Source organism: Psychrobacter sp. Ps3, from assembly GCF_022129275.1.
GTDB classification, from domain to species: domain Bacteria; phylum Pseudomonadota; class Gammaproteobacteria; order Pseudomonadales; family Moraxellaceae; genus Psychrobacter; species Psychrobacter submarinus.
In genome coordinates, this window is the sequence record NZ_JADQAL010000001.1 from 32,250 (window position 1) to 44,963 (window position 12,714).

The window sequence follows — 12,714 nt, forward strand, 5'->3', positions numbered from 1 at the left end:
TGATACTTACAACGAATCTTAAGTATTTGTTATTAATGCATTTTATAAAGCACAGCTCTTTAAGCTTGCGTAAAGGAGTAGAATCAAATCGTAAATTGCAAGAATAACTTGCATCAACTTAGTATAGGCGACTTGCATTATTATTTTTAATGCAATAATATCTTGCACTAAGGTGTTTTATAAATTGTTCACAAGCTAAGGGCAAGACCATTATGAGTAAAATCCAAGCTGACTCCGCTCAAGACCAACGCTTAGCACAAGCTGAGAGACTGGTACAACTTCGCCGTGACAAAGGTCTGACCGCCGAGCAATTAGCACAGGCGATGACCAAAGCGGGCGCTAAAGTCAGTCGCGGCGCTATCTCTAACTGGGAGCGCGGTATTAACGGTATTGTCTCATCCAAGCTGCCTACGCTTGCCCATATCTTAGGCTGCACAGAAGGGTATCTGCTTCGTGGCGATAGTGTCCGTGAGACTTCTAGCAACAACAATAATACTATCCGCCAAAGTTCGAGTAAATCAGCGGCTACACCTCTACCTACTTCCTCAGCAGACACCAACCAAAACCCTAAACCCTCAAGCACTTATCTTAACAACACGGCTGATACTACTGTATATCAAGTCAAGGATGGTACTACTATGACCGAGCTCAAAAAATCTGAAAAATTACAAAACGTTTGCTATGACATTCGTGGCCCTTTATTAAAAACGGCTAATAAAATGGAAGCCGAAGGTCAACGCATTCTCAAACTCAACGTCGGTAATCCTGCCCCCTTTGGCTTAGAAGCGCCGCATGAGATCCTGCGTGATGTGGCAATGAATCTGCCAGAAGCGACAGGGTACTCAGACTCACAGGGGATATTTTCGGCGCGTAAAGCGGTGCTGCAGTATTATCAGTCAAAAGGTTTGCTATCGGCAGTCGATGTACGTGATGTCTATCTAGGTAATGGGGTCTCAGAGCTGATTGTGATGACGATGCAGGCGCTGATGAATGATGGCGACGAGGTCCTCATCCCAATGCCTGACTATCCGCTATGGACAGCAGCAACTAACCTCTCAGGCGGTACTGCAGTACACTATCGCTGTAATGAAGATGACAACTGGCAGCCTGATATCGAAGATATTAAGTCCAAAATCACCAGCAAAACCAAAGGCATCGTCGTTATCAACCCGAATAACCCAACGGGGGCGCTATACTCTGATGAGAACTTGAAACAGATAATCGAAGTGGCTAAAGAGCATAATTTAATTATTATGGCGGATGAGATTTATGATCGAGTCTTATACGATGATGTGGAGCATAAGCCTATGAGCACGCTTACTGATGAGGTGTTAGTCCTATCTTATAATGGCTTGTCAAAATCGCACCGTATCGCAGGTTTTCGCGCCGGCTGGATGATGGTGTCTGGTAAAAAACAGCATGCCACCGACTTTATCGAAGGCTTAGATATGCTCGCCTCTATGCGTCTGTGCTCAAACGTACAAGGACAGTATGCCATTCAAACAGCGATGGGCGGCTATCAAAGCATGAAAGAGCTGACCTCAGAGAAGGGCCGTTTATTTAAGCAGCGCGAAATGGCTATATCGCGTCTCAATGCGATACCTGGTATCTCTTGTTCTATGCCGCAAGGGGCGTTTTATTGCTTTCCTAAGATGGACCCTGAGATCTATCCTATCAAAGACGATATGGAGTTTATGATGGATCTGTTGATTGATGAAAAGGTGCTGATGGTACAAGGTACTGGTTTTAATTGGGATACGCCTGATCATTTTCGCTTAGTATTCTTACCTAATCTACATGATTTAGAGAACGCTATGGATCGCCTAGATCGCTTCTTTGCCAAAAAACGCCAGCAGTTCGGTACAGACCAGCAGTTTGATCCAGACAAGACAGATAATCAAGCGGCTGGCAATCAAGCTCTTGAAGTTTGAGTGAGTGACAAGAGCACTACATTAAACCCCATCCACACTTTGTAATAGTAAAAAAGCTTATCGATGATAACCGATAAGCTTTTTTGGTTTTTTATAGTTGGTATTTTACTAACTAAAGATTTGATTCAGTACTAAGAAGCTAATAGCCGACAGCGTGGCGGCGACGGGTAGAGTGATAACCCACGCCAGTCCAATAGGCTTCATAAGCGCCCAATTGGTGTCTCTGTTGACAATACCGATACCTAACACCGCGCCGACTAAAGTATGCGTACTCGATACGGGCAGTCCCAAAGTGGAAGCGACCATGACCACACCTGCTGCGGCAAGCTCAGCTGAAAAACCAGAAGCCGGATGCATTTTGGCAAGGTTAGTACCGACCGTTTGAATGACTTCTTTACCGATGAACCAAAGACCGACGATCAGCGCAACCCCAAAGGTGAGCATCACAGGCGATGGCACTGCCGCTTCTGAGGAGATCGCATTCGTACGGATCACATCCATAATCGCGGCAAAAGGACCCACGGCGTTAGCGATATCGTTGGAGCCATGACTAAAGGCAAAGGCTGAAGCGGTAAAGACCTGCATCCAGCTGAACATAATAAAGGTTGCTTTGGTCAGATCTTCTTTGTGCTTACCGCGAATGGTTTTGGTATAAATAAAGGTCGCAAGCCATACTAACGCCCCTATCATTCCCATGATTAAGAAGCCCTGCAGGGTGGTCATATTACTATTGACGTTTTTGAGACCCTTAAACACTACCAGCGAGGTCATGACAACACCGCCCATAGCTGCTAGCAGAGGTACCCACTTCTTTAAGGCTTTTAGAGTATCTACATTTTCGCGCTCACGCTCTACAATATATAGCTTTTGATAATAATCGGTCTCTAAATCTTCGACATCACAGTCATCATCCTTGTATATCTCTTGGTCACGCAGCATCGCTGAGGTATAAGACAGCTGCTCCGACTCAGTCATCGCATCAAAGCGCTCTTTGTGCTCTTTTTTGATGACCTTTTTGTCGGCTTTTAGCTCTGCAACTTGCGCTTCGGCTTTATCATTATAGTCAATAACATTGCGCTTAATATGACCATATAAAATATAAGCCAATACCCCGCCCAATAAAGGCGATAACACCCAAGAAATAGCGATCGTACCGATAGTGGTCCAATTGACTGTGGATAGCGCCATATCGGTACCGCCCAAAGTGATACCTAAGACAATCGAGCTACCCACTACCCCGCCGATAATGGAGTGCGTGGTGGAAACCGGTAGACCTTTTTTGGTGGCGAATAATAACCAAAACGCGGCAGCAATTAAGGCGGAAAGCATGACATAGATGAACTGATTAGGACTCACCGACAAGCCATCTAAATCAACAATGCCTTTACGAATAGTATTGGTGACGCTGCCCCCTGCTAGCACCGCCCCTGACACCTCAAATATCGCGGCCACCCCCAAAGCTTGCGGAATGGTCAAGGTACCTGCGCCTACTGAGGTGCCAAAAGAGTTGGCGACGTCGTTACCACCGATATTGAATGCCATAAAGACACCAAAGGCAGTAGCAACGATAAACAACGTCGTTTGCTGACGCATCGTGTAGTCGAGACCCCACCATAAGAAGTAGCTGGTCATCACAATCAGTACAATAGCAAAAAATAAATTGATTCTCATAGAACCAACCGGCTTAGTTGATGCTGCAGAGTTGCTGCTAATACCCATAAAATGAGACGCCTTGAGTAAGATTAAAGAGACTTGCTAGTAATAATGATGTCACAATACACGCTGATATCATGCTCAGTTACGTGGTTGCGGCTTAACTTCATCGTGCTTGAATCTGGATAGAGCTACTCTATTGAATGTATAGCAATCCTTCTAAACTTGCCTGCCACAGGCTATAGACATACAATTAAGCCGCAAGTAACAGTCCGAATCAATTGATTAAGGCAGCTCGCGGCTTAGGTCACTAGCGGTTATCTACATCATAAATATCCGCTGACAAGTTTATTAGAATGGAACCATTAGAATTAGAACAAATCATTAAAATGCGACAATGAAATACCAAATAATAAATATAAAAGCAATAAACATCGACGCACTAAAACACTGAGATACTGTATTTAAGACTGATCCTAGAAATTAAAGAATCATCAGCCCTTATTTGTGCGCCCATTATATTAAAAATTTAGCACTTATGCACATTGAAATTGCCAAAATTGTAACGACAGGTTCATCAGTGCCTATCTTTTTGTTTTACCGCTGATTTTGTCGTTTATTTTGCCACTTATTTATAGGCTTTTAGTTGTGCAATAGCATGATCGAGTACATCAAGACGCGCGCGGCGCTTATCATTGGTCGCAACAATACACCAAGGCGCGTGCTCAGTATCCGTATGCGCGAGCATATCAGCTGCCGCTTGTACATAATCTGACCACTTCTCACGATTGCGCCAATCATCATCAGTGAGTTTAAATTTTTTATGCGGAGTCTCTCGTCTTGCCTCAAAGCGCTTGAGCTGCTCGTCTTTATCGATAGCTAACCAGTACTTAATCACAAGCGTGCCTGCTGCTTGCAAATCCGCCTCGAAGCGATTGATCTCCCCATAAGCGCGTTGCCAATCGGCAGGCCCAGCAAGCGCTTCAACACGCTCGACCAACACTCTTCCGTACCAAGTGCGATCAAAGATAGCAATACGGCTGATACGGTCGGTCTGCTCATTAGGCAACCGCGTCCAAAATCGCCAGAGATAAGGATGCTGCAGCTCGTAGAGCATCGGTGCGCCGATATTATAAATCTGATACTCACGCGGATCGAGTGGTGCTACCATCCTTTTTATTGAGCCGCCCTTACCCGCCGCGTCCATACCTTCAAAAGCAAATACCACATGACGACCTCCGCGAGCTCGTATTAACCTTGCAAACTCAGCTTGCTTCTCCGCAAGCTCCTCTTTGTAATCTGACTTATCTAGGTCATGGTCTTTGATATCAGTGAGCGCTTTTGGTACCTCTGCCGCTACAAAAGCAGAAGCAGCAGTATTAGACACTGAGACGTTATCTGAGTTTTCTTCGATAGGTACCTCACTACTCGCTAATGCCGCTTGTATAGCATGAAGCACTTCATGACAAAAACTTATCTGTGCTTGCGACTTGTCATTACCATCAATGATGACCCAGTCGCCTTGCTCACGCAATATCGTTGCGGCTATTAAGTTAAACTGCTCGAGCACCTGCTCATCGCACCAGTCTATCTGATATAGATACTGAGGATCTGCGGTATCATCATTAAGACGCTCCTTTAGCGTCTCAGCATCAATATGGAACCAACACTTTAATACTTTGGTATGATTGGCGCGCAAATCTTGCTCAAAGGTCTGAAGCTCAGCCAATTGCTCTGTCAAATAAAGGTGCCAATCTGCTGTTGGCAATTCTTGTTTCCCGCTTGCGCGGTCTGCTGATGCCTCTTGAATCATGCGCATGACGTTATGTATCAAATCGGCGTACCAATTCCCAAAATAAACCATCACATCGCCGTGACGCGGCATCGCTTTAGTATGGGCCTGCCAAATAGGCTGATAAGCTAAGGGCGGGTAGCCAATAGTAGCCTCTACTTTTAGTAGCCTTGGATCGACCCACTGCCGCAGCTGCTTGACTGAGCTGCCTTTACCTGCTTGCTCCATACCGTTGACGAGCACCAGCAAGCCGGTAGGGTTATTGGTCGGCGGCGGTGTTTGTTGCCTGGTCGCCCTAAGCGCGAATTGTGCAGTGACCAATGCAAGCCTTAGCTCGTCTTTATCCATCGAAAACTCACTCAATGGATTGGGCGTTAGCCGGCTACTAACCACTTTTGGATCTAAGCGCGCGCTGACGGCTTGCTGGGTATCATCATTTTTTTTATTGGCACCGGTTTTATGCTCTTTATCGTTAGACATAATAGCGACTCACTTAGTCATTATTTTTAGGAGGGAGTAGACGAATAATAGCATTCACTTGCCACCGAGATAATATCACTGTGTAACAGTTTGCCATTTGTATTGTTTTTTATTTAAAGGTAACTTGAGTACGATACAGCATAGCCCATATCTATAACCGCTGATAATCCGCCACTGTGTAATGTCGGCACAGCAAGCTTTATAGCAAGTCTGGTAGCGGTATCGTCTCCCTTTGAGCGCAGCAAGCTTTATTCAAGCTTTTGTAAACGTAAACTTATCATTAGTGAAAAAAGAAAAAAAGCGCATAACAACGGAAAAGCGCTAGTCTTTGATGTATCATAGCCTCATAACAAAATACCAAAGTAGTCGCTAGACTCATTTACGAAGTCTTGGGGTTCATAAAAAGCTTTGGTTTACAAAACAAGGTTACGCTCACCACGCTTTTTTGCTATTAGTATAAGTCACAAACCGCATATACTCTTAGACACGGGTTTTAACACATTTATTATAGGATTTCTTCATGTCTGCTCTATCCGATTTACAACAACACTTAGCTCATTATTGGCAATTACCTCACCACGATGATGAGGCACTCAATCAAAAGCTGACCGAAGTACAAGCTTGGCAAAGAGCACGTATCAAGCGTACTCATAGTGAGCTGTTTAATAAGCCCAAAAATAAGCTGATGGCGGATTATTTTTTGACTCAGCTCTATGACGGTGCTGAATTCAAAGCGCTTGCCAAACAGCTACAGCGCATCGTTCCAAAGGCTCAGAAAGTCGAGCGTTTTGCGCCTGCTACTGCTCTAGAAACCGGGAGCATGGCAATATCAGCTTCCACTTTAGCGATTGAATTAGATTTGCATTTGGCTGAGTGGTTAATGGAGCACAGCCTACCTGTCAATGAAGACACTATGCTCAAAGCCTACCGCGCTGTTGACGAAGGCGATGCTCGTAAAGCTCAGCTCGAGAACGTCAAAGAAGTTTGTTACCGCGCTGATAAGTACATCAACTCATTTATGATAAGAAAAGCGTTTGGTATGACAAAACGTACCGCTTATCGTTATAACTTCAACTCTTTATACGACTTTATCAATTCAGGCTTCGCTGCGATGCGTCCGCTTGATAGTGTCAAAGGCTTTATCGATCCCTTTTGTGCTCGCGAGCTCAAGATTATTGACAAAGTCCATAACAGCGATAGCGACAACGCCGCACAAGTGTTTGAGGCCGCCTAAATAATTATTAATTTAAACAAATTTATTCAAATAATTTGATTTAAATGACAGTCCTTTAGCGCTTTATTCATCGCTGTGTATATCAGTAATAGGAAATATTTATGACCGATCAAACAACCTCTTCCAGCCATGGTTTAGCTCACAATCAGAGTTTGCCGAGCGATAAACAACGAGACCAATTAGTGAAAGATAGTATTGCCACTAATCAGCATATCACCGAGCAAGTTAAAGCACAGCAAAACACCAGTAAAGATGGCGCTCAGCAAGCCGATGATTTCACCCAAGTTCAAGACTTACCGGTAGGAACCCCGCAAGGTCAACAGACCTCGCTGTCTAACTATGATATGCCGAATACGGCTACTGATAGTCAAACCCAGTCTCAGGTGCAGTCTGCATTAAATAGCGGTGCAAGCAAAAAAGCTGCCTTTAATCAGCGCGACGATATCAATAACCCGCATACGCCAGACACCGATGGTCTAGAGCAAACGCATTTTGGCTACAAGACAGTCAATAAGGCTGAAAAACAAGCGCGCGTGGCAGACGTCTTCACCTCAGTCGCCAAAAAATACGACATCATGAATGACTTAATGTCTTTTGGTATTCACCGTTTGTGGAAGCGCTTTGCGATTAGCTTATCAGGGGTTCGCGCCGGCCAAAAGGTGCTCGATATCGCAGGTGGTACAGGCGACTTAGCAAAGGTGTTCAGCCGTGAAGTCGGTCGTCATGGTCATGTCGTGCTGTCAGATATCAACGCCGCGATGCTCGAGGTTGGCCGTGAGCGCTTAATCAATGCCGGCTGCAATAACGTCGATTTTGTCCTTGCCAATGCTGAGACGCTAGCGCCTTTTGATGATGATAGCTTTGATTTATTAACCATCAGCTTTGGTCTACGTAATGTCACGGACAAAGATGCTGCACTACGATCCATGTACCGTGTGCTCAAGCCCGGCGGACGTCTACTGATTTTAGAATTCTCTAAACCCATATTTGAGCCGTTATCAAAAGCTTACGATTTATACTCGTTCACCGCGCTACCGATGATAGGTAAAATCGTCGCTAATGATGCGGAGAGCTATCAGTATTTGGCTGAGTCAATCCGTATGCATCCCAATCAGCAAACGCTTAAGCAGATGATGCAGCAAGCGGGTTTTGTCAATTGCGATTATCATAACTTAACGGCTGGTATCGTTGCTGTGCATCGCGGTTTTAAAGCGTAGCTGCTTAAGTTTAAAGCTGAACCCTAATCTGATTACTGTGAGAATATTATGCTAACGGTCTTACTTTTGGCAGGCGCTGAGAAGCTAATTAATGTCGCTTTGATGAGTGATGAGATTACCCAAGCCGGTCTTGAGCCGCTTGCTGGTAAAGTGCTTCGCCTCAACATGGCGATGCCAGAGCTGCATTTAGACGTTATATTCAATCATAAGCGCCTGCGTTTTGAACCAGTAACGACTCCTAGTGTGTTTGAGCCGCGCGGCGGCGATCCGTTAGATGAGCGCGAGCAGGCAGATATGGAGATGGCGCGGCTAGGCCACAGTCAGCCTGACTGTATTATTACCGTAGATAATCCTGCGCAGCTGCTTAACTTGCTGCGCGAGCCAAAAGGTAACTTGCCGATAGAGGGAGACTACAAAGTGCTCATGCAGCTCAAGCAGTTAGTCGCTGGGTTTGATCCTGACATTGCCGGTCAGCTAGAGCCATTGATTGGCAAACCTATGGCAAGTCAGCTACAGCTATTAATCACGCAGCTCAAATGGGGACTGCGCCACAGTGGTAAGCGCGTCTTTGATGATGTCACTGACTGGGCCAATGATATCGCAGGTACTAGTGAGCCGGATCCAATTGATAAAGCTGAGGTGAACGATCTAAAGCAGCAGCTACTCAAGCTGCGTGCTGATGTCGAGCGCGAGCAGGCTAAGCTGACAGCGCTGAGAATGGAGCAAGCGCGTTTAAGACAAGATCAATAATTTACTGTGAAATCTTCTTAAACACAGCTACCACTGTTTTAACCTTGTCCCTTATCTAGAGTAATTATTATTCATGCTACTATCTCATCGCACGCGTCTACTCGAGCTTTGGCGTATTGCCGCCAGTTATCGACTCGATACCCATTTTCCTGTAGAAGAAGCGCCGCAGCTGCAGCCCGTAGCGCGTTTACTGCGGCTGCACCCTGCCGCTTGGGGCAAAAAGCATCAGCCTAATGCCGTCAAGTACGCACTTGAGGATATGGGTACGCTGTTCTTAAAATTAGGTCAGCTGCTCTCGACCCGCCGTGATTTAGTGCCGCCTGAGATCATCGAACAGCTTATTCAATTACAAGATAAAGTAAAGCCTTTCGATGTTGCTACAGCCATCGCCCAAATCGAAGATAGCAAGTATGGCTTAGGTCAGAATATTGATAGCCTATTCACCCGCTTCGATACTAAACCCTTAGCCGCCGCCTCCATTGCACAGGTACATACCGCTGCCTTGCCTGATGGCCGCGAAGTCGTCGTGAAAGTGGTGCGTCCCGATATTCAAAAGACTATCGTCGCTGACTTTGAGCTGCTGCGCGAGCTTGCGAGTTGGGCCTCTGCGCGCATAGAAGCGGCGCGTGCGGTGCATCTGATCGATATCGTCGAGGACTATCGGCAAGTGATGCTCAATGAGCTCGACTTGACGCTAGAGGCCGATAATACCACTAAGATGCGTAATAACTTCTTAGGCTCCGCGCTAATGTATGTGCCTGAGGTTTATGACGCTTCAAAGAACGTCATGGTCATGGAGCGTATTCAAGGCGTGCCGATCTCGCAAGTAGAAGTCTTTGATAAGCTTGGTTATGACCGTGCGGCATTAGCAGAAAAAGGCTTAACGATATTTTTTACCCAAGTCTTTCGTGATAATTTCTTTCATGCTGATATGCATCCGGGTAATGTCTTTGTCGAAACCCCGCCTGTTAAAACTCTTAATAGTGAGATAACCCCTGTCGACTTAGGTCATGCGCCGCGCTACATCGGTCTTGATTGTGCCATTATGGGTACTTTATCAAAGGAAGATCAGCTAATAGTGGCGCGAATGCTGCTTGCAGTGATGAATAATAACTTCACCGCCTTAGTTGATATTGTGAGCCGCGCCGGCTGGATACCGCCCAATACCGATAAACATGCCTTAGTACGTGACATGCGCCGTACGGTCGGCCCTATGGTGCAAAAATCGATCAACGAGATAGATTTTGCTGGCGTACTCATGCAGATATTAGACATTGCCCGCCGCCATCACATGAGTATCCCGCCGCAGCTGATGCTCCTGCTTAAAACCTTAGTGCATGTCGAGGGTCTAGGCCGCGATCTGTATCCTGATCTTGATATCTGGTCATTAGCTAAGCCAATTCTAAGCGGATGGATCAAAGAGCAGCTCGATCCTATGCGTAATCTGCAGCAGCTACGTCAGCAGCTGCCTGAGATTTTGTTATCGAGTACCGATATTCCAAAGCTGCTGAATCAGGGCTTACAGAGCCTAGCCTCGCAAGGCTCAAGACAAGACAGCCAACTGCGCGAGATGCAGCAAATACGCGCGGATATGCTCAATGACCGCCGCCGCGACTGGTTAGCGCTAGCAGGATTCGCGATTAGCATTGCCATTGCCACCCAAGTCATCGGCTGGTTGTCGCCGCTATTTTATATCTTGGCGGTTTTAGCCGTGCTTTGGCGTATTTTAGCTTAATAACAATCTTCAAATCCTGAGTCAAAGTAGCGCTAGCAAGGTTAGTGACACTGTCATAGTTACTGCTATGATCTTTACTGCTATAAGACGTTAATGGCTGTCATGTTTTAAACAGCGATAAAACTTACAAACCTACTCCATCTGATCGATCGCCATCTGCGTCAATATGCGGCCGCGCGCAGTACGCAGTACATAACCTTGCTGAATAAGGTAGGGCTCAATGACATCCTCAAGCGTACCTCTATCCTCAGCCATGGCGGCCGCAACGGCTTCCACGCCTGCAGGTCCACCATCAAAACGCTCTAACAAAATCTCGATATAGCGTCTATCTAAGTGGTCAAGCCCGCGTCTATCAACGGCTAGCATATCAAGCGCGCTTGCCGCTATTACTCCATTGATACTACCATCGCCTCTAACCTCAGCATAATCGCGTACTCGGCGCAGCAAGCGATTGGCAATCCTTGGCGTACCACGAGCACGGCGTGCAATCTCCACTGCCCCATCTTCGCTCATAGGAACTCCCATCAAGCGCGCTGCGCGGCTAACGATAGTGGTCAGATCGGTAATATTATAAAACTCCAAGCGCTGCACGATACCGAAGCGATCACGCAGCGGTGAGGTCAGTAGGCCCGCTCGCGTCGTCGCCGCAACCAAAGTAAAAGGCGGCAGATCAAGCTTAATAGAGCGGGCAGCGGGCCCCTCGCCAATCATAATATCGAGCTGAAAGTCCTCCATCGCTGGATAAAGGATCTCTTCGATAACTGGGCTTAAACGATGAATCTCATCAATAAATAACACATCGCCTGTCTCTAAGTTGGTCAGCATCGCCGCCAAATCACCTGCCCGCTCAAGTACTGGCCCTGAGGTTGAGCGCAGATTGCCGCCCATCTCACGCGCAATGATATTGGCAAGCGTGGTTTTACCTAGACCGGGTGGACCAAATATCAGCGTATGATCTAGTGCCTCATCACGAGCCCGCGCCGCACCAATGAACACCTCCATCTGCTCACGCACCACCGGCTGTCCGATATATTCAGCGAGTAATGACGGACGAATATTGGCATCAGGCGTATCACCTGCGCCTTCTAAAGGATTAATTAATCGCTCTTGGGTCATAGTTGTATCATTTTATAAAAATGTTGAGTTAGCAAATAGCATAACCAAAGTGTTGGTCTATGTCATGCATAAACCCTAATTCGGAGACAATATAAGGTAAATAAGCGACATCTAGTGTCGCTTATTTATGAAGAATTAAAAGTTGTGATCAGCGAAGTTAACTAAAATCTGGACAACTGCTGCAAGGTCGCTTTCAGTAGACTTTGGGTGTCATCAAAGGTAGCGCCGTCAGCTTTGGCTGCCTTGATGGCTTGCTGAGCTTCTTTTTCTTTATAGCCCAAGCTCACTAGCGCCCCTTCCACCTCCGCTAAAATACTACCTTCAGAGGTGACAACAACAGGCTCTACGTCGAGCTCAAGCGCGCTGTTATCAACTTCAATGTTTTTCAGCTTATCTTTGAGCTCAATCAGCAAGCGCTGCGCGGTCTTTTTTCCGATACCTGGTATGCGAGTGAGCGCAACTTCCGAATCCGCTTCAACGTGCATTTTGAGCTCCGCAGCTGACATCGCTGAAAGCATCGCTAAAGCCATCTTGGCACCGACGCCGTTGATTTTGATCAGTTGCCGAAACACGTCGCGCTCTTTACGATCAATAAAGCCAAACAGTAGCTGCGCATCTTCACGCACATGTAAATGCGTCCAGATACTCGCTTGCTGTTCAAGCTGCAACTGACAGAACGACGACAGCGGCAGCTCGATATCATAACCCACTCCAGAAGCGGTCATAATACAAGCGGTTGGTGCCATCAAATGCTGCACTTGCCCAGTAATCAGTCCTATCATATGCGCCACCTATCGTTAATAGAG

The 12,714-nt window shown here is 46.3% G+C and carries 9 protein-coding genes; 5 read left to right on the forward strand and 4 right to left on the reverse strand.

The annotated features are described in order from the left end of the window. Positions 1-212 precede the first annotated feature (212 nt). Positions 213-1,931: an aminotransferase class I/II-fold pyridoxal phosphate-dependent enzyme gene (locus I3248_RS00165; RefSeq protein ID WP_238062115.1), complete on the forward strand. Its 1,719-nt coding sequence runs from the start codon at positions 213-215 to the stop codon at positions 1,929-1,931. A gap of 108 nt (positions 1,932-2,039) precedes the next feature. On the opposite strand, the gene I3248_RS00170 is transcribed toward I3248_RS00165, so the two are convergent. After that, complete coding sequence (locus tag I3248_RS00170) at positions 2,040-3,650, reverse strand: inorganic phosphate transporter (RefSeq protein WP_238062116.1); 1,611 nt, start codon at positions 3,648-3,650, stop codon at positions 2,040-2,042. Between the two features lie 562 nt (positions 3,651-4,212). Next, on the reverse strand, positions 4,213-5,856 hold the full coding sequence (locus tag I3248_RS00175) for an ATPase (protein WP_238062117.1): 1,644 nt from the start codon (positions 5,854-5,856) through the stop codon (positions 4,213-4,215). A 520-nt stretch (positions 5,857-6,376) separates the two neighbouring features. Here I3248_RS00175 and I3248_RS00180 point away from each other — a divergent pair. From I3248_RS00180 to I3248_RS00195, 4 genes are all read left to right on the forward strand, one after another. Continuing rightward, positions 6,377-7,090: a hypothetical protein gene (locus I3248_RS00180; protein WP_025647294.1), complete on the forward strand. Its 714-nt coding sequence runs from the start codon at positions 6,377-6,379 to the stop codon at positions 7,088-7,090. Positions 7,091-7,191: 101 nt separating this feature from the next. Then, complete coding sequence (gene ubiE / locus I3248_RS00185; RefSeq protein ID WP_238062118.1) at positions 7,192-8,307, forward strand: bifunctional demethylmenaquinone methyltransferase/2-methoxy-6-polyprenyl-1,4-benzoquinol methylase UbiE; 1,116 nt, start codon at positions 7,192-7,194, stop codon at positions 8,305-8,307. A gap of 48 nt (positions 8,308-8,355) precedes the next feature. After that, positions 8,356-9,057 (forward strand): hypothetical protein, encoded by a 702-nt coding sequence (locus tag I3248_RS00190; protein WP_025647298.1) that lies wholly within the window; start codon positions 8,356-8,358, stop codon positions 9,055-9,057. A 73-nt stretch (positions 9,058-9,130) separates the two neighbouring features. Beyond that, the gene (locus I3248_RS00195; RefSeq protein WP_238062119.1) at positions 9,131-10,792 is read left to right on the forward strand and encodes an AarF/UbiB family protein; all 1,662 of its coding nucleotides are present in this window, start codon (positions 9,131-9,133) and stop codon (positions 10,790-10,792) included. Positions 10,793-10,924: 132 nt separating this feature from the next. On the opposite strand, the gene ruvB is transcribed toward I3248_RS00195, so the two are convergent. Together ruvB and ruvA are read right to left on the reverse strand one after the other, a co-directional pair. Then, positions 10,925-11,908, reverse strand: coding sequence for a Holliday junction branch migration DNA helicase RuvB (gene ruvB, locus I3248_RS00200; RefSeq protein WP_238062120.1), 984 nt, complete (start codon positions 11,906-11,908; stop codon positions 10,925-10,927). Between the two features lie 161 nt (positions 11,909-12,069). Continuing rightward, complete coding sequence (ruvA, locus tag I3248_RS00205; RefSeq protein ID WP_201557688.1) at positions 12,070-12,690, reverse strand: Holliday junction branch migration protein RuvA; 621 nt, start codon at positions 12,688-12,690, stop codon at positions 12,070-12,072. Positions 12,691-12,714: the final 24 nt, after the last annotated feature.

Coding starts and splice junctions, on each gene's coding strand:
- I3248_RS00165 (WP_238062115.1), top strand. CDS start 213: ATGAGTAAAATCCAAGCTGACTCCGCTCAAGACCAACGCTTAGCACAA.
- I3248_RS00175 (WP_238062117.1), bottom strand. CDS start 5,856: ATGTCTAACGATAAAGAGCATAAAACCGGTGCCAATAAAAAAAATGAT.
- I3248_RS00195 (WP_238062119.1), top strand. CDS start 9,131: ATGCTACTATCTCATCGCACGCGTCTACTCGAGCTTTGGCGTATTGCC.
- I3248_RS00190 (WP_025647298.1), top strand. CDS start 8,356: ATGCTAACGGTCTTACTTTTGGCAGGCGCTGAGAAGCTAATTAATGTC.
- ruvB (WP_238062120.1), bottom strand. CDS start 11,908: ATGACCCAAGAGCGATTAATTAATCCTTTAGAAGGCGCAGGTGATACG.
- I3248_RS00180 (WP_025647294.1), top strand. CDS start 6,377: ATGTCTGCTCTATCCGATTTACAACAACACTTAGCTCATTATTGGCAA.
- I3248_RS00170 (WP_238062116.1), bottom strand. CDS start 3,650: ATGGGTATTAGCAGCAACTCTGCAGCATCAACTAAGCCGGTTGGTTCT.
- ruvA (WP_201557688.1), bottom strand. CDS start 12,690: ATGATAGGACTGATTACTGGGCAAGTGCAGCATTTGATGGCACCAACC.
- ubiE (WP_238062118.1), top strand. CDS start 7,192: ATGACCGATCAAACAACCTCTTCCAGCCATGGTTTAGCTCACAATCAG.